Source organism: Brevibacillus sp. NPDC003359 (assembly GCF_042878995.1).
Classification (GTDB): domain Bacteria; phylum Bacillota; class Bacilli; order Brevibacillales; family Brevibacillaceae; genus Brevibacillus.
This window is the reverse complement of record NZ_JBIAOR010000001.1, coordinates 922,932-949,307: the sequence shown is the minus strand read 5'-3', so window position 1 is coordinate 949,307 and position 26,376 is coordinate 922,932. Positions and strand designations below refer to the sequence as shown.

9 protein-coding genes and 3 pseudogenes are annotated in these 26,376 nt (G+C 46.2%); 4 read left to right on the top strand and 8 right to left on the bottom strand.

The genetic code is table 11. The features are described from left to right. Positions 1-145: 145 nt before the first annotated feature. The 3 genes from deoD to ACFYU8_RS04085 all read left to right on the top strand — a co-directional run bounded on the left by deoD (position 146) and on the right by ACFYU8_RS04085 (position 2,714). Positions 146-853: a purine-nucleoside phosphorylase gene (gene deoD, locus ACFYU8_RS04095; protein WP_390295554.1), complete on the top strand. Its 708-nt coding sequence runs from the start codon at positions 146-148 to the stop codon at positions 851-853. 80 nt (positions 854-933) lie between these two features. Further along, positions 934-1,623, top strand: coding sequence for a DUF4241 domain-containing protein (locus tag ACFYU8_RS04090; RefSeq protein ID WP_390295556.1), 690 nt, complete (start codon positions 934-936; stop codon positions 1,621-1,623). Between the two features lie 827 nt (positions 1,624-2,450). After that, positions 2,451-2,714, top strand: coding sequence for a site-specific integrase (locus ACFYU8_RS04085; protein WP_390297283.1), 264 nt, complete (start codon positions 2,451-2,453; stop codon positions 2,712-2,714). Between the two features lie 154 nt (positions 2,715-2,868). Here ACFYU8_RS04085 and ACFYU8_RS04080 read toward each other — a convergent pair whose 3' ends face one another. After that, positions 2,869-3,936, bottom strand: coding sequence for a tyrosine-type recombinase/integrase (locus ACFYU8_RS04080; protein WP_390295559.1), 1,068 nt, complete (start codon positions 3,934-3,936; stop codon positions 2,869-2,871). A gap of 293 nt (positions 3,937-4,229) precedes the next feature. On the opposite strand from ACFYU8_RS04080, the gene ACFYU8_RS04075 reads away from it, so the two are divergent. Then, positions 4,230-5,168: an alpha/beta fold hydrolase gene (locus ACFYU8_RS04075; protein ID WP_390295561.1), complete on the top strand. Its 939-nt coding sequence runs from the start codon at positions 4,230-4,232 to the stop codon at positions 5,166-5,168. 396 nt (positions 5,169-5,564) lie between these two features. Here ACFYU8_RS04075 and ACFYU8_RS04070 read toward each other — a convergent pair whose 3' ends face one another. The 7 genes and pseudogenes from ACFYU8_RS04070 to ACFYU8_RS04050 form a co-directional block, all read right to left on the bottom strand. Continuing rightward, positions 5,565-6,458, bottom strand: coding sequence for a hypothetical protein (locus ACFYU8_RS04070; RefSeq protein ID WP_390295563.1), 894 nt, complete (start codon positions 6,456-6,458; stop codon positions 5,565-5,567). A gap of 497 nt (positions 6,459-6,955) precedes the next feature. Beyond that, positions 6,956-8,161 carry a cytochrome P450 gene (locus tag ACFYU8_RS04065; RefSeq protein ID WP_390295566.1) on the bottom strand — a complete coding sequence of 402 codons (1,206 nt, stop codon included), beginning with the start codon at positions 8,159-8,161 and terminating at the stop codon, positions 6,956-6,958. 43 nt (positions 8,162-8,204) lie between these two features. After that, positions 8,205-8,720 carry an isoprenylcysteine carboxylmethyltransferase family protein gene (locus tag ACFYU8_RS04060; protein WP_390295568.1) on the bottom strand — a complete coding sequence of 172 codons (516 nt, stop codon included), beginning with the start codon at positions 8,718-8,720 and terminating at the stop codon, positions 8,205-8,207. Positions 8,721-8,739: 19 nt separating this feature from the next. Further along, a pseudogene (locus ACFYU8_RS31485) lies at positions 8,740-8,991 on the bottom strand (acyl carrier protein); the annotation flags it as partial. Positions 8,992-9,351: 360 nt separating this feature from the next. Next, positions 9,352-10,932 (bottom strand): annotated as a pseudogene (locus ACFYU8_RS31480) (type I polyketide synthase); the annotation flags it as partial. Between the two features lie 168 nt (positions 10,933-11,100). Then, positions 11,101-15,843, bottom strand: a pseudogene (locus ACFYU8_RS04055) (SDR family NAD(P)-dependent oxidoreductase); the annotation flags it as partial. Between the two features lie 23 nt (positions 15,844-15,866). Continuing rightward, positions 15,867-26,369, bottom strand: a complete 10,503-nt coding sequence (locus ACFYU8_RS04050) for an SDR family NAD(P)-dependent oxidoreductase (protein WP_483862277.1) — start codon at positions 26,367-26,369, stop codon at positions 15,867-15,869. Positions 26,370-26,376 lie beyond the last annotated feature (7 nt).

Genomic DNA, 26,376 nt, shown 5'->3' with positions numbered 1-26,376 from the left:
CTTATTCGTTGGTTTTCAAGAGTCCCGTACAAGCGTGCAATCATAAGCCGCTGGAATCATTTGATCTCTTGACTTTGCATTGTTCGGTTTTTGTAGTACGATAGGCAAGTAGGTCATTTTTTCTTGATAAAGGAGCAAACAGATTATGAGTATCCATATTGGAGCACAGCAAGGTCAAATTGCTGAAACCATCCTGCTGCCGGGCGATCCGCTACGGGCCAAATACATTGCTGAAACTTTCCTCGAAGGAGCAGAGTGCTACAACAACGTGCGTGGCATGCTCGGCTTCACAGGTACATACAAAGGTAAGCGCGTTTCTGTACAAGGAACGGGCATGGGAGTTCCTTCTATCGCGATCTACGTCAATGAGCTCATGCAATCTTATGGCGTTCAAAACCTGATCCGCGTAGGTACTTGCGGCGCGATCCAGGAAGACATCAAAGTCCGCGACGTGATTATCGCCATGAGCGCATCATCCGATTCACAAACGAATCGTCTCCTGCTCAATCAGGTCGATTTTGCTCCTACTGCTAACTTTGATTTGCTGCACAAAGCGTATCAAGTAGCGACAGAGCGCAATATGTCTGTCAAAGTAGGGAATATCTTTACGAGCGACAGCTTCTATCGCGAGAACTTAGATTTGTATAAAAAATTGGCATCCTATCAAGTGCTCGCTGTTGAAATGGAATCTTCCGCGCTGTACACATTGGCTGCAAAATACAAGCGCAACGCATTGTCTATCCTCACCGTAAGTGATCACATCTTGACCGGTGAAGAAACTTCCGCTGACGAGCGCCAAACGACCTTCAATGAAATGATTGAAGTGGCGCTGGACGCTGCTCTGATCAAGTAAATTATCATGCAGACGACATCCCACTGGCAAACTATCGTCAGTGGGATTTTATGTAGAGGAACGAAAAAGGGGATGGAATCATGAATCATAACTGCCCTGCATTTTTTGAAACGGCATTTGACGAAGGGTACACACAAGAGAAGGATGGCTATTTATATCGGTTTTTCCGCGAAGAGATGGGTAAACTTCAAGTGAAAACTGGAAAAATCGTGGCGAACGATCCATTTGTCATGTTTGAGACTGAACCTTTTGAGGAAGTGTTCCCTAAGGGGAGCTTCTCTGTACAGCTCGCTATCGCGCAAGTTCAACACTTGTCAAAGGAAGAGCAAACGGATGACTCTCTGGAGCCAGATGAACGGGTAGCATTGGCACGGATTGCCTTCTCGGATAAGCCTGTCGTGTCTTGGAAAATGGCTGTTTGGGCGGAGTCAGATCTGTCACAGCTTGGCGAAGGTGAATTTTTTGGCTATGGTGTGGATGCGGGTACTGGCTCGTTCATGGATGCAGAAGCTTGCGCGCTTTTGGAACGTGAAATGGAGAAGGACGAGATGTTCTTTGAGACGTTGACAAAGAAAATGGATCAAACGTATAAACACACACGGAGTTGGGGGCTAATAGATATAGCGGAAGACTGTAATGTTGCCATGTTTTCAACAGGATGGGGAGACGGCAGCTACGCGAGTTATATCGGTTATGATGCTGAAGGACAAATCGTGCGTTTGGTAACAGATTTTTACTTGTTGGATTGGATGGGAACGGCTGAAGAATAGAAGTTGGGGGTAAATGGGGAAAGAAGAGAGAAGAAAAGCATATAGACGCCAAAGTAGAGTGCCTCCAGTGGCACTCTTTTTATTGGTTATTTTTTCTTAGTTCGTTCAAGGTATTGCGCTAGGTTGTTCAAGGTATTTTCGTACGATCTTTTTTTCGGAGTAGTACTGATCGTTTTGGATTTTGGGATTACTTTGGTCATTTGGGGACCTCCGGGCGTTTTTAGTTATAGTGATCTTAATTATAATATATATTAATTTACAATAAATGTAAATAATATTTTTTATTTAAATTGAATTTTTTTATTCTAATGAAATTTTAGGCGTTTATGAAGCTGATTGATCAATGTCTAGCAGTTTGGTTGCTGCTGTTAAAGTCTTACTGTGAAACTGACAAACATACTAGAAAAGTTTCTTAATCATTAGGTTTTTATGAGTGCAAGATTCGGTGCACATATGTAGTTATGTGGTACCGACAGATGGGTAAAAAGCTATTTATTTTGCGTCATCATTCAATTAGATCCATTTGCAAACGGGTTTGTGACACATCGCTTATTAACAGGCGAGTACCCCTCTCGGAAATTATGCATTTCAAATTGAGTCCGATAATATATATTATGTAAACTAATAAAAAGAGCAAGTGGGACAATAACTAAAGGTTTTTGGTCCGATGATCTACATTATTAGGAACCTGGTTGGTGAAGGTTCCTGATAATCATTAGTTGCGTTCGGATAAGTTTCGGAGCCGTTCCAATATGATTCGTGGACGGTCCATAATAATCGGTTGCGTCCTTATAATTGATTTATTAGGAGGACGATTAAGTTTGCAGGTGAAACAAGCAATGGATGAATTTTTGTTTTATATGGAGGTTGAACGAAATGTATCTGTGAATACGATACGTAGTTATGCGTATGATTTACATGTCTTTGAGGCTTTTCTAACGAGGGTCCATGGCACATCAGAACTGGAACAAATTATTCGTACTCTACAAGAGCTTCTTGGCCATGAAAGTTTAGCGACTACGTCAGTTTATACCCATGTTGACTTGGAGCAAAAGAAAAAAGCGATCGAGACGCTAAAGTTTGAAAGTTAACCAAATAACCTCACCTCTAGTTTAAAGAACATAGAAGTGAGGTTTCTAAATTGTCATTTCAGTTCATGAAATTGCTATTTCATGAACTTATAAACAAAGTGTATTTAAAGGTCAATTATTCAGAAATATGTATATTTTCCTTTTCAAAAGTTAATTACATATGCCTTAATCCTCTTTGAATCAAAATAACTGCAATTTCTGGATCTGCCTGAATCAACTTTAACAGTACATCTTTCGAGATTAAATCTAAACCTCTATCCTTCCCTATCTGCGATTTATCTTCAATATCAATATTTTTTAAGACATGACCATTCGTTGTTCCTTGTATCAATTCATCTTCGATTTGGGTCAATGACTTTTTTAATTGATTAATGTGCCTTTGATACCGCCTAATATAATACTGTATATTATCCCTCTCCGAATGCCCTAAAAGAAACTTAATTGCTGATATATCTACCCCTCTTTCAGATAATATTGTGCTAATAGTAGCTCTAAAACCGTGCGGTGTAATACGCTCGTTATCAGTCCAGCCAAGTTCTCTATTAATCCGATTAGTAAGTCTATTGAGTGCTTTATCGGCAAGTGGTAAACCAGATAACCCAAACAACAGCTTATCATGGGGCTGAAGTTCATATTCTTTTACATGAGTTTTAAGTAATTCAATGAATTTCGGAGGAAGCGGAATTACTTGTGTTCTATGCTTAGAGTTTATCGACATACTGTCATACTTTATATATAAAAGTGATTTATCAAAATCAATTTGGCTGACATGCAAATTAGTCAGGACTTCATTTCTTAAACCAGAAAAAATAAGCATTCGAATGGTGGGTACGATGTACTTTTCTGGCTCGTTTAATAAGCTCTCGGAATATTGATATACTTGGTGCATTTGTACCAAATCCAAAATTGTAGATGGTTGACTTTGTGCACCTAATAGTCTTTCCATATCTAGTTGCCACTGAGGAATGGTGTTAACGGGTGTATTTTGTATGAACCTAGCCATACTGAGTTGTTGCGTATTCTCTTGTTGCTGAGCTATTGCGTTTACTCCAACTCTTTTTTTGACTTTGCTACGATTCGGTTGTTTTTGTACTACTGTAGCTTTGTTTCGGATGTTTCCGTCTAAATCTTGTTTTGTTGTTTCTCCGTTGTCATTCTCTTCGTCACCTTTGGCTTTGTGTTCTAAATCAATATGATTTGAGGTAATATCATTGCGTTTCAATACATGTACCCTCCAAATGACTAGAGTTATTTTTACTAATTTATGGATATTGCGAAAGTTCAATTGGTCTTTTATGTAAGTAATTTAATCTTACACAATTTATTTAATCGTAATCAAGGTTTGGCTAAGTCCTCATTAGTACCCTTTAGGCATTAAAAATATTCCGTTGTGTATCTCCACTTTCTCCTCTGTTCTCCCTTGCTGCTTTTTTCGGTGGATCGAATGGTGGGAACCTCTCAAACGCAGTGGGCATAAGCTGATAATAGATGTCGATTTGAGAGGATGTCTTGTACATGTTTCTATATCTCCAAGAAATTCATCAATTCCCCTATCCCGATTATAGGTTTATGCCTCGCGGGTTTTATTACTCCCCTTATTTGGAAAGATGGCGGCTTTGGAGCAATGGTTCACTCGAATCGGATGAAAGATACCGTTTACCTGGACAGCAACAGCTTACCTTCGTGCTTGTGCATGGTTCTTGGGCTGACGCTCACTTCTGGGACGGCGTAGCGGCGGTACTGCGCAGTCAAGGGCATGCCGTCTATACGCCAGAATACGCAGGTCACGGCAAAGATCCGAACAAAGATGTCACGCATGCGATGATCACGAAGTCCGTCGTTGATTTTATAACGAAACTGAACCTACGCAACTTTGTTCTCGTCGGGCACAGCTTCGGCGGAACCGTCATCCAAAAGGTTGCGGAACAGGTACCGGATCGCATCAAGCGCCTTGTCTTCTGGGACGCGTTCGTACTGAAAGATGGCAAATCTCTTGCCGATGAGTTACCGCCACAAACGAGACAGGGTTTCGAGCAGCTCAGAGCAGGCTCGAAGGACGATACGATCATGCTTCCGTTTCCACTGTTTCGGGATTTGTTCGTCAATACTGCTACGTTGGGGGAAGCAAGACGGATGTATGCAGACGTCACTCCGGAGCCGGCTAGACCACTTTTCGAGAAGCTGGATCTTAGAAGGTTTTATGAGTTGCCTACACCGAAAAGTTATGTATACTTTTTCCAAGACAATGCATTGCCACAAGGAGAGGGCTTTGGCTGGAATCCGCATATGTCCACCCGGCTCGGCCAGTTCCGCCTTATTGTCGGCGACGGGGATCATTTTACGGACACGCGGACAAGGCCGGCTATGGTGGCGCAGAAGATTTACGAGGCGGGCCGGGACTGGACGTGCTGTAAGAGCATTTTATTGTGTGGCTACAGCAAGATCGATCCGTAATTGGTGAATTGATTACAGGATTCGATAGTTGAAGACTGACAGACACAACAGCAGCTGTGTAGGAATTTATTTGTCCTAGTTAGCCGCTGTTTTTACTTTTATCGGATCAGTCTATTACTTAGCTTTCGGAGGATGACTGTATTTCTTTAGAAAATTAGACGGGATTAACAACATCAGTCTTAGACTTTATATTCTGTAGCACTATACTCCGCTGAACTCTGATTAGACCAAGGGTCTGAAAAGTTTGAAAGGACACCATCTGTGTGATGGCGCCCTTTTGTCTATGATTTCAGAAATCCAAATCCAGCAAGTCCTCCAGCAGTTCGCGAGAAAATGCTAATTGCTCCGGCGTGTATTTATCCAGAAAGTGCATAAATCGCCATTATCGGGATCAAATTAGGATTTGAAGTTTATAATTTTGAACTTAATTTGCTGGATACAATCCTCTATCTCTTCAAGCGACTTTAAATTTTTGAACTGCATAGCGTAATCCAAACTCGTAGGTTCTCGTTTGTAAACTTTCAAAATTGAATTAATATTTGATAACAGTTCTTTGACGTAGTCTTGGTTTCTAGTGGATAGCCAATCAAGTACATCTCTATAGTTATCGTAGGTGTACTTGGACAAGATGATTTTGTCCTGGTACTTAGCTGAAAGATATTCCTTTAAAGACATTGTTCCTTGTTCTTGCAAGAAACCAACTCGCTTGAGGTCAGCGAGACGCGCAAATTCACTGAGAATCCTCAAATCGAATTCATCACTTTCTTTAAAGAAAGCATAGTCTTCAGCATCTTTTATGGAAGTCTTTACAAGTGTTTTGTACTTTGAAAAGAACTCTGCGATCTCTTTAAGAGCTGATAATTCTTTATCGTATCCGTCGTCATCCTCATGGTAATATTCGTCCCTGTAGGTGATATAACCGTTATGATCCATTAGTATTGATTTGAAGCGCTCAGCGAATTCATCGCCAAAGGTATTTCGAGAGTAAGTTCCTTTCTCACGTAAACGTTCTAAATATAAAGAACTCCGTTTCTCCCTTTCTTTTTCCACGAGACTATAATGAATGGATTGTAATCTGCTCTCCATGTTCTTCTCTAAGGAGTCAGACACCAGTACGGCGTAGTCATACTTTTTCGATTTTCTTGCTCTGACTAAAGTTAAATTTACTGAGTGCTCAATGGGACTATGATAAGTAAACGTTTGAGTCCGTCGATACCCTTGAATAACCTTGGATTCTAGAGACTCAATGAATTTGAAGTCTATTGTTAGATCAGCAGTTAGCAAGTCCAAGAAATACACCAACCCGGTTACATTAAATACGGTCTTCTCCAAATCAGACCTTTTACGTGCATCGGTGTTATCCCTCGCTGACGAGAACTGGATCGGTATCAAGCAACTTCAGTAGTACTTCCTTTGGAAGCTTATGAGTAATTTCTGTTGTTTTCTTGTATCCATCGTCTAGGCTTCGGTAAATCATTCAAGACAGTGGATTCTTGGGAGAACTCCTCTTCGATACGTGCTTTTTCGCTGTGAAGTAATTGTGGCTCTAAAACCGTGGGGAGTCACTCGCTGATCATTCGACCACCCCAAAAGTTCATCTGTGTTTGCACAGCCTCGCTGATCTGCCTCTTTGATTCTCATAAAAATACACCCCCTAGAATACATCGGATTTCCCTAGGGGGTTTTTCCAATGTCTATTTTAAGGGGTGCACTTGACGTTTACGTAAACGGTTTGGAGGCTTTTGTAATGCCGATTCAGGATTACCAGACCTGAATCGGCATTAATGCTACTGGTTATGCAATGCTCCAAGATTCACAGGTAAGCTTTTCAGACCGTAGACGTTGCTTGGTGCTACATCGATCTGATATTGCGGAATAATTGCCATTTTCGGGTAGGCTTGAATCAGCGCAGTAAGTGCAGCTTTTGCCTCAAACCTGGAAAGCTGGGAGCCCAGACATACGTGAATGCCTTTGCCAAATGAAAGATGCTTGTTATTTCGTCTGTCCAGAATAAACTCATTGGCACTTTCGAAATGCTGCTCATCCCGATTAGCGGAACCTATCCAATGTGCAATGTAGTCACCGGGAGTCAATTTTTTGCCGCCGATTTCTGTCGGCTGTATGACTTTGCGGACAGAACGTTGAAAAGGTGAACGATAGCGCAATACTTCCTCAATGCTGGACGGAATCAAATCGGGACGATCATAAAGAGTCTGGAACAACCCGTTCTCATGGAAGCAGTAAATCGCATTCGTGATGAGGCTTGTCGTTGTTTCATTGCCAGCGATCAGGAGCAAAACGCAGCTTGAGAGCAGTTCCTCAGCTGTGAACTTATAGCCCTCCTCTTCGGCTTGAATCAAGTCGGAAATGATATCGTTGGCAGGCTGCGCACGTTTCATTTCAAAAATTTCCTGAAAATATGCAATGAGCTTTATACTAGCCTGCATTTGTTGCTCGTAGATCCGCATGTACTCTTCTGGCGTATTTTCTTGTGGAGCCAGTGTCAGCGCACTGCACCATTCTTTGAATTGTAGGCGATCAGACGAAGGGACTCCCAACAATTCAGAAATGACGATCATTGGCAACGGAACAGCGAAATCTTGTACGAAATCAATTTGGCTACGGATGCGAATGGACTCCATTAATTCTGAGACAATGGAATCGATACGCGGAATCCATGATGTCACTGCACTCGGTGTAAAGGCTCTGCTGATCAAAGCACGATTGATCGTATGTTTGGGCTGATCGAGAACCATCAAGCTGCCCTTCAAAATATCTGGAATGAGCACGTCATTGGAGAAGTAATCTTTATCCTCTGCAACGCGTTTTACATCGTCGTATTTGAACACGTTCCATACATCTTGTCCCTCATCATAATACACAGGACAATTGTCCCTCATTTTTTTATACCAGTTGAAAGGCTCGTATTTCTCCTCGTTAGTGGTAAATCCTGCCACCTGATGCAAATCGGGAAAGCTTTCTCTCGTTTTCATGTTCAATCAATTCCTCACTTTCTATATATGGATCGTTTTGTTTTTAATACTGCTGAAATGTCTGTTTCATCACTTTCTCTTCCAGCGAGATACGGTTGTACAAGGTGATCAGATGAAGCACAAACAATGGCATAAAGACGATCCATGCCTGAGAAATGAGCGCAAAGCCGATTAATTCAGGAATGATATTCAAGTAATAGTTGGGATGACGGACGTACTTGAATACCGGGCTTTGAACGAGCTTATGGTCTTTGGCAATATACAGCTTGAACGTCCAAAACGGGCTAAGCGCGCGGATCACGTAAATTAGGCTGGCAAATGAAAAGGCGTAAATGACCAAACCGACCACCGTCAACGTGTTAAATTGAACATTATTTACAAAAGCGTATACGATGCAACTCAAGTAAATGAAACCTTGTACGAGAATTAGCAGCTTGCTGTTGGCCATTCCATATTCAGTTCCCCCGCCGGCTTTGATGCGTTTCTCATTCCTAGCAGAAATGAACGCAGACGGAACACGCAACAAGCATAAGAGGATTAACAAAAAGCCAATAATCATGAAAGACAACTCCTTTTCACTATGATGGTGAGGACACACTTTCCTGGATTGTGTTCGGGTTTACTGCTTCATCCGTTGACTTGGGCAGCTGATCGATTAACTCTTCAATTGTTCCGACTGCCAAAATGTCGGTCAGACTGACAGTTGAACCAAACCTCGTCTGTAGCCGCTGTTGGAGCTGTAGCGCCTGAATTGAATCCATCCCATACTCACTTAGTGGAGTCTGCTGGTTCAAGTCCTCTGCCTTTACACCAAGCAAGTCTGCCAGGATGTCCAAGACTATCGGGATTGCTTCTCTCGGTACCGTTTCCGACGCTTCTTCGTTCATTAGAGTCGAGGGGATGTGATCAGAACGGGACTGTTGCTGATGGTGATTAGCCACCCAATAGCGTTGTCTGGAAAACGGGTAAGTCGGAAGGCTCATACGCTGGGGTCGTGATTCACCGTATATGATGTTCCAATCTACGGTAAGTCCTTTCACCCAAAGGCCGAGCAACTTCGCATATTTACGTCGTTTGATCCATTTTTCTACAGCTTCCTTCAATTCTTCATCAGCCCTGAATACGGCTATCATCTCTCTGTTTTGCTGAACATTTCCCTCAAATACATCCGATGCCTCTGCTCCATCCTCCAGATAGCTTTTCAGCTGGTGCTTAAGCTCCTCGATGGAAGTAACAATGAAGCCCACTCGTGCATCCATTGCCTCTCGTCCTGTTTGCAGCGTGTAGGCAATGCGGCCGAGATGTTCGTCCGTGTAATCTCGCTTGTTAAGCTCATGCATCAGCTGTCTCACCTGCTCGTGCAAGCGTTCCTTATTTTTCGCTGACAACACGATAATCGCAGGGTTCTGCGGCGAAATTGGAAAGTGATTCACTTGATCGACAGATTCACGTGGAATGTATTCCTCCAGCACGACATGCGCGTTTGAACCACCAAAGCCGAAGGAACTGACGCCCGCTCTTCTTGGCAACTCGTAACCCTGTTCATCGGTAAGTGCGTTCCATTCTTTTGTTTCCTGCACGATATAGAAAGAGGTTCCATCCAACTGGATATACGGATTCACCTTGTCCACGTGCAGACTTTTCACAAGTTTTTTGTGCTTGAGTTGCAGAAGGATTTTGATGACTCCGGCAATACCGGCAGCCATTTCCAAATGACCGATATTCGTTTTTACAGAGCCGATTCCGCAATAAGATAGGCCCGTCTTTGAAACAGCGTTTTTTGAGCCAGCTGGTTGAAATGCGTCTTTTAACGCGTTAATCTCGATTGGATCACCAAGTGGCGTGCCAGTCCCATGGGCTTCAATGAAACTGATGGATGCTGGATCAATACTAGACTTCGCATAGGCCGTTTTCAGCAGGGCTGTCTGGGCCTTGGGGTTCGGGGATGTGAGCGAACCGGCCCTGCCTCCGTGGTTCTCACTGCTGCTCCGGATTATGCCATATATTTGATCTCCGTCCATTTCGGCAGCGCTCAGTCTTTTCAGAACAATCATGCCGACCCCTTCACCGCGTCCGTATCCGTCCGCTTGCTCCGAAAAGGTTTTGCATCTGCCATCCTTGCTCAGCATGCCTGCTTTATTCAAACTGACATGTGCATCCAAAGACAAAATCGTGTTCACTCCTCCGACGACTGCCATGCTGCAATCGCCCGAACGTATGGCAAGGATGGCTCGGTGAATCGCGACAAGTGAACTTGAACATGAAGTTTCAATCGGTTGGCTAGGCCCATGAACATCCAAGAAATGACTCATTCTATTTGGACCGACCGAGGGTACGTTTGCCGTTATCGAGTACGCCTCAACGGCTTCGTTGGCTTGAGCCATTAGGACGTTGTAGCCACTCCCTCCCGTTCCGATGAATAATCCCAAATCCGAGCCGGATAGGCTTGAGGCCGAGTAACCCGCATCCTCGATGGCCTTCCATACATACATCATCAACAAGCGCTGTTGTGGATCCATATGGGTGGCTTCTCGTGGCGATATACCGAAGAACAATGGATCAAATTCGCCTATGCCATCAATAAAACCACCCCATTTGACGTTTGTTTTGCGATGTTCCTGGTTCGGGTCCCCATAATTTGTTTCCCAATCCCACCGATCCTTGGGCACTTCAGAGATGCAGTCTTTTCCACTGACAAGATTTTCCCAGAACTGCTCTACATCGTCAGCCATTGGAAATTTAGCGCTCATACCGATCACAGCAATCGGCTCATGGTTCGACGCTGCATGATCGGTTTCTGAAATGGCTGTTTTTACATAGCTGCTTTTGTGGGTATTTTGTCCCGTAATAGGCTGCCTGTTCACAATAGAAGACGTTGTGACAGCATTTCTGAATAGCTCATGCACATTTTGTCGTTGCTCCTGAACTAGAAAAGCAGCAACCTGACGAACGGTGGTCCGTTCAAAAAACAATGTCGGTGTAAGCTCAAATTTGTACGTCCGGTTCAATTGTTCGGTCAGTTCCGTGAACAGGATGGAATCGAACCCATACTCACTCAGGTCGACGTCCGCATCGATATCCGATGTCTTGACTTTCAGCAATTTCGCAGCCATTTGTGTCAGAGAAGTTTGGACCCGTTCTGTTAGCTGTTCGACATCTGCTTCACTGTCATGTTCATCGACTAGATCCAGATCGATGTTGTCCTCTGCACCTGATTCGAGACCGCGGATATGCTGGATTTGGATATGGTTCGTGCTCTTAGCAGCAGGAACCCAATAGCTGTTTTCGGCAAAAGGGTACGTTGGCGCGTGCAGGAGCTTTGGTTTGGCAGCCCTGTTCAAGTCGATCCAATTCACGTGCTTTCCTTGCGCCCATAAGTCTGCTAATCGGCTCAGTTCCCCAGTATGGAGCAGTGTCTCGGGCTGTTCTTCCACGTCTAAGTGCTCGCTTTCGACACTGTTGAGTGCTTGTTTGCCCTCCAAGCGCTGCTTGATCTCTTTTATAAGCTCATTCACATTGGAAGCAACAAAAGCCGCTCTGCAGTTCATGGCCACGCGTCCAGTTTGAAAGGTGTAGGCCAAATCGGCCACCTGGAGAGTGTGATCCACGTTCAAAAGGTGTTGTAGCAACTTGTGCATATACTGCTTGAGCCGTTCCTCATTTTTAGCGGATAATGGAACGATTGCAGCAGCAGTGGGCGTTTCACTTGCAGTAGGAAAGGTAGTTGAATCAACCTGCAATGCTGGAACATATTCTTCCATGATTAGATGAGCGTTGCTGCCGCTCGCGCCAAAGGAACTAACACCTGCACGGAGGGGAATTTCCTTGTCGACCCCATCTACTTTTATGACTTGTCTCTTCCAAGCTCGGTTGCTGCGTTCTACATAAAAGGATGTAGACTCAAAGGGAATGAACGGATTTAACTCTTCTGCGTGCAGGGAAGGAAATATCTCTTTGTACTTGAATTGCAACAGCAGTTTGGTAAGGCTTGCTATACCGGCAGCTGCTTCCAAATGTCCAATGTTTGATTTGAGTGAGCCGATGGCGCAAGATTGTCTCTGTGTGGATACGTCCGCTGTTTGGAAAGCGCGTTCAAGCCCCTGTACCTCAATCGGGTCGCCCAAAGATGTGCCTGTTCCATGCGTTTCCATATACGTAATCGTTGTCGGGTCAATACCTGCTGCGGACAGTGCATCCTTTATGACCTCGGACTGGGCAACCGGATCAGGAACGGTTGTTCCTGAAGTTCGCCCTGCATGGTTGATGGCCGAGCTCTTAATCACCGCATAGATAGGATAGCCCTGCTTTTCAGCCTCAGCTACCGTCGTGATCAGTACAGCTCCTACACCTTCACCTGGCACATACCCATCACCGTCCTTACCGAAACTGCGGCATTTCCCATCCGTTGACAGAAATTTGGCCTTCTTCAGGAACAAGTATCTATGGGGATGCGTAATCAAATTGACGCCCCCAGCAATTGCGTAGTGGCACTCTCCCCGCTTGATGCTTTCACATGCGAGGTGAATAGCTGTCAGTGACGAGGAACACATGCTGTCCACTGCCATGGAGGGCCCGTGAAAATTTAGATGATAGGATACCATGTTCGGTATGCTCGACGAGTTGACGCCAAATGCTGCAGGCGTACCACGCTGTGACATCTCTGCACTGAAAAGCTCGTAGTGATTCCAGAACACACCGGCAAAAACACCAACACTTTTATTGCTTGATGACGCATAGTCGTGCTGGGTTCGATCAATGAGAAATCCGGCATCCTCACATGCTTCCCATGCGGTTTGTAAAAATAATCGAGCCTGTGGATCCATCATTTCTGCTTGATAAGGTGAAATAGAAAAAAAACCAGGATCAAAGTTATCAATCCGGTTTAAAAATCCTCCATGGTGGTAGTAATCGTCGACGTTATACGAAATGTGTTGATTTCTCCATCTTTCCTTTGGAATGGCTGTAATGCAGTCTTTGCCTTCTTTCAGGTTCTGGTAAAACTCGTCCAAATTGTCAGCCAGTGGATAACGACCAGCAACACCAATGATCGCAATGTCCTCTCGACTGGAATGCCGATCCTCCATGACTCGATTTGCCCCCCCTTCATCGGATAAGGAGTCTTCCATCAGCCGGGCCCTCAACAGATGCTTGCGGATGTGACTCTCCTCGCCATACAGAGCAGCCAACTGCGGTCTATGCTGCGACAAGACACGATCAAGCAATTGCATGCCTTCCTCTGTAGGCAGCAGTGTCATTCCCGACGAGGATTGCATCATGTGCCGTAGCTTTTCATCGATCTGCATTCCACCTTCTGCCCACAGTGGCCAATTTATCGTAAACGTCCTTCCTGAGCGTATGGTCTTTTCTACCTTCAACTGCCTCTGCATGGCGAGTTGATCCATGAAAGCATTCGCACTTGCATAATCGGCCTGACCCAGATTGCCAAGTATGGCAGATATGGATGAAAACGTGACAAAAAGGTCCAGCTCATCGTTTTGAAGCGTCTGATCCAGATTCCAAAGTCCCTGGATTTTCGGCTGCAGTACCTTCTCCAAATCTGAGAGTGACTTTTTCAAAATCCATTGATCGTTGACTACACCAGCACAATGGAATACACCGTCGATCCGGCCCCACCGCGTTCGGAGAAAGTCAACGGCTTGCTCCAGCTCGTTTTGATTGGTTATATCCGCTTGCACATAAACGGCCTCCGAGCCATTTTCACGAATCCGCTTTACCCGTTCTTCTTTGGTTGGATCGTCGACAGATCTGCCGATGAGTGCCAGCTTGACCTTCGTCTGATTGCTTATGTGCCTGGCCAGCTCATAGCCCAATCCTCCCATTCCACCTGTGATCAAGTAGACGCCGTCTGTTTTATACGGCATTTGTACGGGGTGCTGGGAAAGAGTGACTTCTTTCAACCTGCGCTTGTGACGCTGCAATCCATTTTCTGTGTACCAAGTGCTGGCTGCGCCTGTCGATGCATAGAAGGCTTCGCGTTCAAGGAGCTCGGCTACTACTTGTCCACTCGTTGTTGAATGGGATATGTCCATTTTTATGATCTGGCCGAGCAGCCTAGGATGCTCCATGACAGCTGTCCGTAACAAGCCTTCCAGCCCTAAGACATATCCCTCCTGATCGGTTGAATCCGCGACAACCTGAAGCAGCAGTTCATCAGGATGCTGTTGTAGCTGCTGCTGGATCAAGCTAAAAACCGTTTCGAATTTTTGCAGCCACTCAAGCGGCGTTTCCTGTGAGCCGGGGTGAAGGACAATGACCTGACTGATGCTTGACTGATGTTCGAGTATAGTCTTCCAGGCTTCGGACCCGTTATAAAGCACGACAATACGGGTCCGAGGCATCGAGCTGTTTGTTTTGTTTGATTCATCGATTTCCGCTTGTTCCCATACTTGCTCACAGACCAGCAGTCTTCCTGTTTTTTGTAGAGGGACGGCCTGGTTATCCGTCCCTATCTTCAGATGAGGAGCGATAGTGTCACGAAAAGAATTTTTCCAATTGTTTTGCAAATAGTTAGTCAACGTCTCTACCGTAGAATATTCGAAGAGCAGTGTCGGATAGAGGGGCGCGTTTATTTTATTCTCTAAGCGTTTTACGAATTCCAGCAGCTGAATCGAGTCCATTCCAAGCTCGTAAAAGCCGGTTTGAATATCGATCCGCTCGGCAGTGGTATTCAGTGCGAGAGCTATTTCATGTGTAAGAAAGGCAGTGATCGTGTCTTTGTCAGCATCCACACTGTAATCAGCAGGTGTCGGCTGACTGGATATTGCAACAGAGCGCTCCTTTTCGGTTTTTGATACAGCTGCGATTAGTCCGGTAATCAACTGCTGCTCTCGTATACGCTTCGCTTTCAAATTGATAAATTCGGCCAGCAGTTTTCCTTCTTCATTACAAATGGCGATGCTGCGAGAAATGATATCTGCATCGGCCGACATGTCACTATGGGTTCGTTCAGTATAGGTGTACACTTTGGCAGGGAAACTGCTGTGAATGACAAAGCGTTCAATGGTAAACGGGATATAGGGAGTGAAGCCTACGTCCTCATCAGACACACTCCCGAGCATCCTGAAGGACGTGCCGGCAAAAGTCGACCCGTCAAGCAACGCAGCATGCGCATAAAATTTATCCAGATATTGCTCTGCCAACCTGCTTACTTGCAGCTCCATCCATTCATGCTGTCCTTCTTGAAACACTGTGCCAAGCGTTTTCATAAACGAAAAATGCTGAATTTCGGCTTTGCGGGCAAACGCGTAAACCTCATCCATGTCCCACTGATTTTGCGCCTTACGGTTTAAAATGGGTATATGGTGCCGTGGTTGGGCATCTGTATGCTTCATCACATAAAGCTGACACTCCATGTTGACCACTGTCGATGCATCCGCCTGCGTTCTAGAGCTTGAAACCGTTATTTCCGTATATGTTTCACACTGTGTGAACGATACGAAGATATCGACATCGAACTGTTCAGAGGTTACGATTGGTTGTTTAAATACGACGTTTCTCAGCTCAATGGACTGTGTATGCAGTGAGCTGGCGCTGAGCCGGTATACCATATCCAGCAATACGACACCAGGAAGCGTACATATTCCGTGTACTCGATGATCTTGCACAAAATAATCGCTGTGGCGCAGTCGTTGTAAAAAAGTGTCTGTTTTCGATTGACTCATGCTCGAAGCCCGCTCCTTTTTTCTTATACTTTTATATGATCGAAAAAGCTTTCAACCGCTCTTACATGCGCTGGATTCGGCCAATACCGCTTTCGCTTGAAACCAACTTCAGGAGAGGTCAACGGATGACGAACCATATGTGAGACAGGTATCCCTTCATTACTGACAATGATATGGGCATTGTTGCCTCCCAACCCAAAAGCGCTGATACCTCCACGCAGAACACGAGTTCCATCGCCCCATGGCTGATGCTTTTGTACGATGTAGAATGGAGAATCGCCAAACTGAAAACGCGGATTGGGCTCGTCGCAGTGTAGCGTTGGAGGTAGCTCTTGATGGACGAGGGATAGCAGTACTTTAATAAAACTGGCGATTCCGGCTGCACTGAGCAGATGTCCAATATTGCTCTTTACACTGCCTACCCCGCAAAACTGCTTGTCATCTGTATAAGTAGCAAAGACACCCGTCAACGCTTTCAACTCAATCGGATCGCCGATCAACGTACCCGTTCCATGTGCTTCGATGTAGCTGATTTCACCTGGATGAATACCAGCGTCCTGGATCGCTTTCTCTAGCAATTCTCTTTGTGCTTCCGGATTTGGCGTGGTGATGCCCATCGTATGGCCGTCATTATTGATGGCTGCTCCGTCAATCACGCCGTATATTTTGTTATTGTCCTCAATCGCCTTGGCTAGCGGCTTTAACAGGATCACTCCGCATCCTTCTCCGAGTCCGATCCCATTGGCATTGGCACTGAATGTTTTGCAACGGGAATTCGGTGACAATACATTGGCTGCACCTAGCGTCACAAAAGGCGCATCATCGAGTAAAATGTCGACTCCGCCGGCAAATGCTTGGTCGCATTCGCCGTTTTGGATGCTTTTCACAGCGAGATGAATAGCTGTCAGTGAACTAGAGCATGCGGTATCAATGACCATGTTGGGACCCTTGAGATTGTAAAAGTGTGACAGATGAGCCGCGATGAAATTCTGCCCAATACCGACGATTGTTTCTTTTCCATACTTGTCCAGATAAGAAGAAAAGTTGCTGGTTCTTGCCCCTACAAATACCCCTGTTTGTGTATTCCATAAATCATTTTTTTCATATCCTGCATCTGTTGCTGCTTCCACACTCACTTCCAGAAGTTGTCGCTGTAGCGGGTCCAATTGAGCCGCCAACGCGTCACTTATTTGGAAATACGCCGGATCGAATTGATCGATATCCTCAAGAAATGCCCCCAGCCTGCGCTCACCATTGGCTAATCCCATACAATCAATTAAGCTACGTCTGGAGTCTGACATGGCTCGTATGCTGTCCTTCCCCTGTTTTAAGTTAGACCAGAATTCTACGGGATTGGAGGCATCGGGGAAATGGCACCCTATTCCGATGACGGCAATTTTCTCTGCGGAATGGGCATCATTCCGGGAGATGATCTTTTTGGCGTGCCGTTCATTCGATACCTGACCATCCTGATGCAGTGCATGGGTCAAGGTAGGGCTAGTTTCCGTATAAGCCCTCGTAGAAGCAAACAAATTAGTTAGCTGGGTCGGGTACATACGGGTCAAATGAAAGGCGAGTTGCTGCAAGGTCGGATACTCCAAGATGACTGTCGGATCAACAGCTGCACCTTGTAACTGACGATCCATCGTAACGAGGACCTGAGCAAGATAAATAGAGTCCATTCCGTAATCTTGAAAAGGTGTATCCAGATCAAGCCGTGAAGCCTCTATTTTTAGCTCCGTAGAAAATAATTCTCTCAGCCAATCCACGGCAAAGCTATATAACTGGTCAGTGCTCCAGTCCAGTCTTTCGGTCGCTTCGGTTACCGGCTTTTGGGTGTGGTCACTGTTCATCCATGAGTGTGGATGAGACATTTTTCTGTCTAGAACCGCTGGTAGCACAACTGGCCCAAGTCTGTTTGCCAAAATCTGATCAAGAAGTTGCAACCCTTCGGCATCGGATAGACTGAGCATTCCTGTTTGTTTATAAGCATTGCCTTTTATTTCGCCGAAGCCAGTCTGTTTCCAACTGGGCCACTGTATGCTGACAATTGGACAATCGTTCGCATGCGCCTCCGCAAAATAATCCATGTGTGCATTAGCCATGGCATAATCACTTTGCCCGGCTGCCAGCGACGGAATAATGGAAGATACAGAAGAGAACAGCAAAAAGAAACGCAGAGGCTCTTTTAGGAGTACATCATACATCATGGCTAATCCGCTCACCTTCGGATCCATCACGCGCTGTACAGCGTCAGCTGTCTTGCGGATGAACGCAGGATTTACATCATCAACGATGCCCGCACAATGAATGACCCCTCCAACAGGACCGAGTGTCTCGTGAATATGGACCAATGCCTGCTTGATCTCTTCCGCGCTTGTCAGATCAGGAGACAGAACTTGCACGTGCACACCTTCGCGTTCTAACTCCATGACAGCCTTTATTTTGTCAGCAAGGGTAGAGTGTTGATTCTCATACAGGTTCCATTCTTCACGAGGGGGGAAGGCTTCACGTCCGCTCAATACCAAGCGTGTAACGCCATGCTGCTTCACAAAGTGTCTCGCACACAAGAGACCAAGCCCTCTTGTTCCACCTGTAATCCACAATGCATGATCACGCGGAAACGGGCTAACTGTTTGAGATACCTTGTGCATCGGCCCCATTTCACTTAGATAAGAGCACCAGCGCTGACCGTCCCGATAGCAAACTTCTGGATCTCTGTACTCACCGAAAAACTCCGCTGCGATCTGACGGGCGAACACATCGTCAGGCGTACCAAGCTGCCCATCCATATGTCTCGAACGAAGGCGACGGTATTCACTCTGTAGCATCCGGAATAACCCTGCACGCCATGCTCCTCCCCATTGAATAGAATTATTTTTGAACGATTCGAGTCCTCTTGTTACAAACAGCAGCGTCAAATCATTACGGCTGTTCGCCTCAATCCACTGCTGCATCGACATCAGCCAGCCATGATGAATCTGATCGTGCCCTGTTGCATCCATTGCACAGCCTGTTACATCGATAACCCCGGCCAATCGGGACCATTGATTCTCATCGGGGGTCCATGTGGCTTGAAGCTGATCCTCTTCTAAAATGACAGGCTCTGTAACAAAGTGTGCCAACTCAGATGCCAATTGTCTGGTTTCTTTTGACGTCAGGATGACAACCATACCCTTGCTCTCTCTGGCGCTTCTTTCCGAGGTTCCCTCAGAGGATAGTTGCCAGCGCTTGTGCAAAAAGGCAACGTTGTGCATCAATAACGGATTCTTATACTCTGTCTCTATTGTCGTCTGATCGGTTGTGAGTCTATTTGCGTCTAGCCAAGTATGTTGCTGAGGCGCCCAGCAGCGTTCTTTGGCGAACGGGTAAGTCGGCAGACTGACCCGGAATGGAACTTGTTCTGCGTAGAGCGGACGCCAATCCAGTTGTAAGCCTTTTACCCATAGCTCCAACAGTTTGCCGAATGCCCGTTGTTCGAACCATACTCGCACAACCTCGTCCCATGCTTGCGTTGATGTCAATAACGCTACGGTCTCCTTGTGAACCTTCACATTCCCCCGGTAGATTCCCTCCACTTCTTGCGAACGACCATCAAGAAACGCTTGAAGCTTCTCTTGCAACTCTGATGTAGTCTGAACTAGAAAGCCTAGTCGTTCCTCCATTGCCTCTCTGCCTATCTGTAATGTAAAAGCAATATCAGTCAGATTGTCGTTTTTGTTCATCAAGAAATCGAGCAACCTCTTCACTTGCTCCTGCAAGCGATCTTCCGTCTTTGCAGACAGCACAATGACAGTCGGATGACGAGACGGAGTAGAATGACTCGTTTTATGCGGAACATATTCTTCTATGATCAGGTGTGCATTGGCTCCTCCCGCACCAAAGGAGGAAATGCCCGCTCTCCTTGGCGCTTCTTTCATCTGGCCATTCTCGTTGATCAACGGCCTTTTCCATTCGCTTGCGTGGCGCTGCACGACAAACGGGGTCGTAGTAAAATCAATGCTCGGGTTCAACGTATCTGAATGTATGGACGGTACCAGATGTTGATGCTTCATCTGCAAAAGCACCTTGGTCAAGCCGGCAATGCCAGCAGCACTTTCACAATGTCCAATATTCGATTTGACTGATCCAATCGCGCAAAATTGCCGATCTTCGGTATCGTGTGCGAAAGCCTTGCACAGTCCTGTAATCTCTATCGGATCGCCCAACGACGTCCCGGTTCCGTGCGCTTCCAAGTAACTTATGCTTCTCGCATCTATTCCGGATTTGGCAATGGCTCTCCTGATGACGCTAGCCTGAGCGTTGGGGTTGGGAACGGTATAGCCGTTTGTTTTGCCTCCATGATTAACCGCCGAACCCTTGATCACCCCGTAAATGTGATCTCCATCCGCTATGGCCCTGGATAACGGTTTAAGAATGACCGCTCCTACGCCTTCGCCAGGCACATATCCATCGCCGTCCGCACCAAAGCTTTCACAGCGCCCCTTGCTTGACAAAAATCCTCCCTGATCTAACATGATGTATTTGTTCGGATGTACGGAGATATTGACACCGCCAGCTATCGCTGCTTCGCATTCGTCATTTTGCAAGCTTTGGCAAGCAAGATGGATCGCAGTCAATGAGGAAGAACACATCGTATCGATAGCCATGCTCGGTCCGTGAAAATTACAAAAATAAGAAACCCTGTTTGCAATCGATGCAGGGCTTCCACTGAGGGCGAATTTTTTATGTCCCAATACCTGCGCTTGAGCGCCATAGAGCTGATATTCCTCATACATGACACCGACATACACACCAATCCGGTTACCAACATCGTCCCCAAGGTTTTCCCGCGTATATCCGGCATCTTCCAATGCTTCATACACGGATTGCAGAAACAAGCGCTCCTGTGGGTCCATCATCTCTGCTTCTTTTGGGGAGATATTGAAAAATAACGGGTCAAAACAATCAACACCATTTAGAAAACCTCCCCATTTGCTGCTTGCTTTTTTCGTCTGATCGCTGTTCTCATCTGCATACAGACGGTAATCCCAGCGTTCTTGCGGAATTTCTGTAATGCAGTCTCTAGCATTCAGCAGGTGATCCCAATACTGCTCCAGATTGCTTGCCTGTGGATAACGACCTGACAACCCTATGATGGCAATATCCATCGCTTTTTTTGGGGATGACTTGGTAGCCACAGACGTGAACCTCGGCTCTCTCCCCTTACGCGATTTTCGTGTTGTACTGACAGTGGCCGTATCGTTCTTTTCAGCATCGAAAGCAGCAGGTGTCTCACTTGTTTCAACACCCAGTATTTCGATCAATGTTCTACGATGTGACTTTACAAAATAACGGGCTAACTCCCCGATGGTCTGATACTCGAAAAACAGTGTTTTCGATAAGGTACCAAACACCGCTTCCAATTGCTTGGTCAATTGAATGACCATAATCGAATCAATCCCGTACTTTTCCATGGGAGTATTTGTTTCGATCTGACTTGACGACAGCTTGAGAATGGTGGCAAGCGCTTTTTTCAAATAAGCTGCTGTGTCTTCCGTTAGCACATGCTTTGCAATATCCTCACTGGCTCCATTCTGATTGGGAACCCGTACGGACCCTGTGAATCTGTCAGGGTAGGTGTCTACCAAAAACGTTGAAACATCCTGCAAGGTAGGGTATTCAATGAATAGCGTAGAACTAAAGTCAATCTGAAATTGCCGACTCACTCTCTCAGAAAGCTCGGTCAGCATTGACTGGTCAAATCCGTATTCATCGAGTTCTACATCTTCGTCCAATTCACTTGGCTTCACATGTAAGATGTTGGCCGCCATACTCGTAAGCGTGCGCAGAAGATCATCCATTTTGGCAGGTGCAGCTGATACAGGGACCAAAGAAGTTCTCTTCTGCTGTCGGTCATTGGCGTTCCATCTGGCAGAGAGCGCTGACCGAATCTCGGGGATGTGTCCCTGAACCACTGCCACCTGATGTGCATCTGAATGAAACGCCTGATAAAACATTCGCAAACCTGCCTCTGTCGTCATAGCTTTCATTCCAGTGCTGGCAAGAAGCATTTGTTCGGTCTGCAAATCCAATCCCATGCCGCCATCCTGCCAAAGCGGCCAATTCAATGCGATTGTTTTTCCATAGCGTCTGCCAACCTTGACCAGTTGGCTCCTGTACTCCGCGTAACAATCCACAAAGGCGTTGGCTAGAGCATAATCTGCCTGCCCCGCATTACCAAAGAGACCCGCCAATGAGGAAAACAGAATAAAAAAGTCCAGTTCCATATCCCTGCTCGCCTCATCTAAAAGAACGGTTCCACCTACTTTAGGTGAGAGCACTTTTTCCGCTTCGCCGAGTTGTTTTCTCAGGATAAAATTATCCTTCACAACGCCCGCACTATGAATAATGCCATGAAGCATCCCGTATTTTTGTTGGATAAGCTTCATCAGGTCTGAGACGGACTGTCGTTTCGATACATCGGATTGTACATACTGGATGGTGGCTCCCAGTTGCTCCAGTTTTCTCAGTTCCTGCTCCTTCTCGTCGGGCAGCTTTGATCTTCCAGTCAGGATCAGCACAGGATTGTGCACCTTCGCAGTAATTTCTCGGGCAAAAATAAGACCCAATCCACCAGCTCCACCTGTAATCAGATAGATACCGCCCGCTTTCCATGGAAACTCTTTATGCTTTTTAGGGATGGGAAGCTCGTGTAATGACTGTACGTACCTTTTTCCTACGTGATAGCGAATGTGCATCTCGCTTGACATACTGTTTTCTTTCAATTTCTCTGCCATTACGGAAACGGTTACCTCTGGTTCGACTTCGATTACTTGGGCGTACAGTTTCGGATTTTCAAGTACCGCTGTTCTCAACAGACCTGAGAGTGCTGAGAAAAATGGTGGTTGTCCCTGATCCCGTACTACGATCTGGAGGAGAATCTTGTCATCAGCTTTTGAACGAATCAACCGCTGGATTTCACTGAATGCCTCTATTGCTATCTGTTGGAAGTTTACATCCATCTTGTTGTCATTCGTTTGCGAAGAGTTGTCTCCCGAGAGTCCCAGTGTCATGACCGTTACGTGATCACCCAACTCGGACGCCATTTGTTCCTGTAGATAGCTGGTTTGCTCAGACAGCATGACAATATGCTGATCAAAAGCGGTAATGGAACGGTAAGGTTGAATTTCCTGCTCTTTCCACTCCGGTACGAATAGCATCGTTTCCGCATCAAATGCGTTTTTATTCGTGTCTTGTTCGGCCTCCAGTATTTTGCTGCTTACCCCGTACATGCGCAAGCACAATTTGCCTAGATCGTCATACATGTCAATATCCAGCTTTTGCAGTAGCCCCAGAGTCGGTTTCCCTTCACGATATCGGGCATGCACCCACATGACAGACGAGCAGGGACTAAATGCTTCAAGTCGTTCCATGGCAAAAGGAACCGCAGGCTGACCTAAAGGCAGGACGTCCTGCTTTGCTCCCAGCCATAGCCCAATGGACGCCTGAAGTGCTGCATCCGCCATGGCTGGATGGATGACGAAATGCCCCTTCTCTACTTCGAGCGAAGGGGAAAGCAACAGGCGAGCAAGCACTTCGCTCTGTCCTACATATACACGATCCAGCGACTGATGGCTTTGGCCGTAATGTAATCCAAGCTCAGCAAAAGCTTTGTAGCAAGCCTCCTTGGTCAGACTGTTCAGACTGCAACGCGCCTGTAGTTTACGCAGATCAACGGAAGGTGGATCAGTCAAATCCATAAGCGCTGCACTGCCGTAGCTGTGTATAACAGGCTCGGTCTTTTGGCGGTCGGCAGGCTCTGTGAAAATTTCAAATAGCAATTCCCCATCCTCACCGGGCTGAATCCCGATGTTCACTTCTACCGTCCTATCATTCAAAAGGATGGGCTGTGACCATGCGATCTGTCGTAGCACGACAATGGTTTGCTCTGAGGATAATTCACCTACTGCTTTCTTCACAGCTGCCCTGGCCATCTCAAGATAGGCGACTGCCGGTAGCATTTTAGACCCCTTCACCACATGATCAGCGAGAAAAAATTCTTTTCCTGTAAACGTAGTCGTATATCGCTGCTCCATCAAATCCGACGTATTTTGATGAAGCAACGGATGAAGATAGGCAACGCCGTTTGGAGTGGACGCTGTTTGTAGGCTTGGTTTTTTTTCATAGGCGGGTACCCAGTAACGTTCCCGTGCAAAAGGATAGGTCGGCAAACTGATACGCTGGCGTACGCCATCACGATGCAGGATCCTCCAATCGAGACGCATTCCATTTACCCACAGTTCAAGCAGCCTGCCGTACTTTCTTTTTCGAAACCAGTTCAAGATCGTCTCTTGCATATCCTCATCGACCGACAAACGGTGCAAAGGCTCCTTGCTGCTCTTCACTCGACCAATGTACGTGCCATCGTGTTCCGTTCCGTCCTCCAAAAAACGCCCCAGCTTCTCTGTCAAATCAGCGACAGATTCGACCAATAGGGCAAGTCGCTCTTCCATTGCTTCGCGACCTATCTGAAGCGTATAGGAAATATCCTCCAGTTGATGATCGCGATACCGCTGCTCCTGAAAGGCGACAAGCAATTGTTTCGCCAATGCGCGAAGCCGCTCTTCATTTTTCGCGGACAACACAATGATGTGCGGATCGGCCGTCTCTTCATGAGCATATGGAGGTGCCTGTTTGTTTGGAATATACTCCTCAATGACAACATGAGCATTCGCTCCGCCTGCCCCGAAGGAAGAGATACCAGCAACACGGGGCATTTCCGTCATCATCCCATCCATTTCAACTGTAGGTCTGATCCAGTCACCCAAATCCTGCTGCACAATAAATGGCGTTTGCTCAAAATCAATGTTCGGATTAGACGGCTGTGAATGAATGGATGGAACTAACTGTCGGTGTTTCATCTGTAAAAGTACTTTGGTGACTCCGGCAATACCCGCAGCGCTTTCACAATGACCAATATTTGACTTGGCTGAACCGATGGCACAAAAGCCAGTATCCTGTGTTTGCTCTTGGAAGGCCTTGGTCAGGCCAGCAATCTCGATGGGATCTCCCAATGAGGTGCCCGTGCCGTGGGCTTCGATATAGCTAACGCTTCGTGGAGATACGCCCGCTTCTTTCATCGCTTTACTGATGACACTTGCCTGTCTGTTGGGATTTGGGACGGTGTAGCCATTTGTTTTGCCACCATGGTTAACGGCTGTTCCTTTAATAATGCCGTAGATGTGATCTCCATCAGCGATTGCCCTAGAGAGAGGTTTGAGAAGAGCGGCACCGACTCCTTCTCCAGGTACATAGCCGTCACCCCCTTCCCCAAAACTTTCGCACCTGCCTTTGCTTGATAAAAAGCTTCCCTGCGTCAGCATGACGTATTTATTCGGATGTATCGAGACATTGACGCCGCCTGCCACAGCAACCGCGCATTCCCCTTTTTGCAAGCTTTGGCATGCCAGATGAATGGCGGTTAAAGAAGAGGAACACATCGTATCTACGACCATGCTCGGACCGTGAAAATTACAAAAGTACGAAACGCGATTGGCAATGGAGGCGGGGTTGCCATTCAGTGCGAATGGCTCGTTCCCCGTCAACTGTGATTCAACGCCATATAGCTGATACTCCTGATACATCACACCTGCAAAAATACCTACGCTGCCTGCTGTTTCTGTTCCAGGCAACCCTGCAACTGTTTCCCGTGTATATCCCGCATCTTCAATCACTTCATACACGCTTTCCAAAAAAAGCCGCTCTTGTGGATCGATCCTCTCCGCTTCTCTTGGTGAGATATGGAAGAAAAGCGGATCAAACAGATCAACCCCGTCCAAAAAACCGCCCCATTTTCCCGAAGCCGATGAACTCATTTGCTCGCTTGCATGCAACAAAAAATCCCAGCGGCTCTGCGGAATCTCCGTAATCGAGTCTCTGCCGTTCTTCAGATTGTCCCAAAACTCGTGTATATTCCGTGCACCTGGGTAGCGTCCCGACAATCCAATAACGGCAACATCAAGTGACTGTGCTGAAGTAGTGGAAACAACAGGTAGTCGCTTTGATGATGCTTCTTGCAAACGCCGACTTCTTGTCAGTTTCCTAGAATTATCTTCGCGCTCACCCTCAGGCTGTCGGGTACCAAGTAGTTCCTCCAGCTTGCTGCGATGGGCGTTCAAAAAAAATCCACTCAGCTCCTTGATATTCTGATACTCGAAAAACAAGGTTTTCGGCAACGGACCGAACACTGTCTCAAGTTGATCTGTCAATCTCATGACCATAACCGAGTCAATTCCGTACACCTCAAACGGGGCGTCGGCTTCTATTTTACCTTCTGGCAGCAGGATGACGGGCGCTAGCAGCTTTTTAAAGTAAAGTTCCACTCTTTCCTGTAATTTTCTGTCATCATGCTGGGCAGACGAAGACGACCTTTCGCTGCTGTTGTCGGGTGCAACCAATAAGGACTGGAGCTGTTCTGTAGCGTTTTCATTACTTATCCTGCCTTGTTTAATTTGATGGTACAGAAATGACAGTTGCTCTTTCATGATTGAC

Bases quoted from the DNA above. Each gene is read 5' to 3' on its own strand.
- deoD (WP_390295554.1), top strand. From the start codon at position 146: ATGAGTATCCATATTGGAGCACAGCAAGGTCAAATTGCTGAAACCATC.
- ACFYU8_RS04090 (WP_390295556.1), top strand. From the start codon at position 934: ATGAATCATAACTGCCCTGCATTTTTTGAAACGGCATTTGACGAAGGG.
- ACFYU8_RS04075 (WP_390295561.1), top strand. From the start codon at position 4,230: ATGTTTCTATATCTCCAAGAAATTCATCAATTCCCCTATCCCGATTAT.
- ACFYU8_RS04065 (WP_390295566.1), bottom strand. From the start codon at position 8,161: ATGAAAACGAGAGAAAGCTTTCCCGATTTGCATCAGGTGGCAGGATTT.
- ACFYU8_RS04060 (WP_390295568.1), bottom strand. From the start codon at position 8,720: ATGATTATTGGCTTTTTGTTAATCCTCTTATGCTTGTTGCGTGTTCCG.
- ACFYU8_RS04050 (WP_483862277.1), bottom strand. From the start codon at position 26,369: ATGAAAGAGCAACTGTCATTTCTGTACCATCAAATTAAACAAGGCAGG.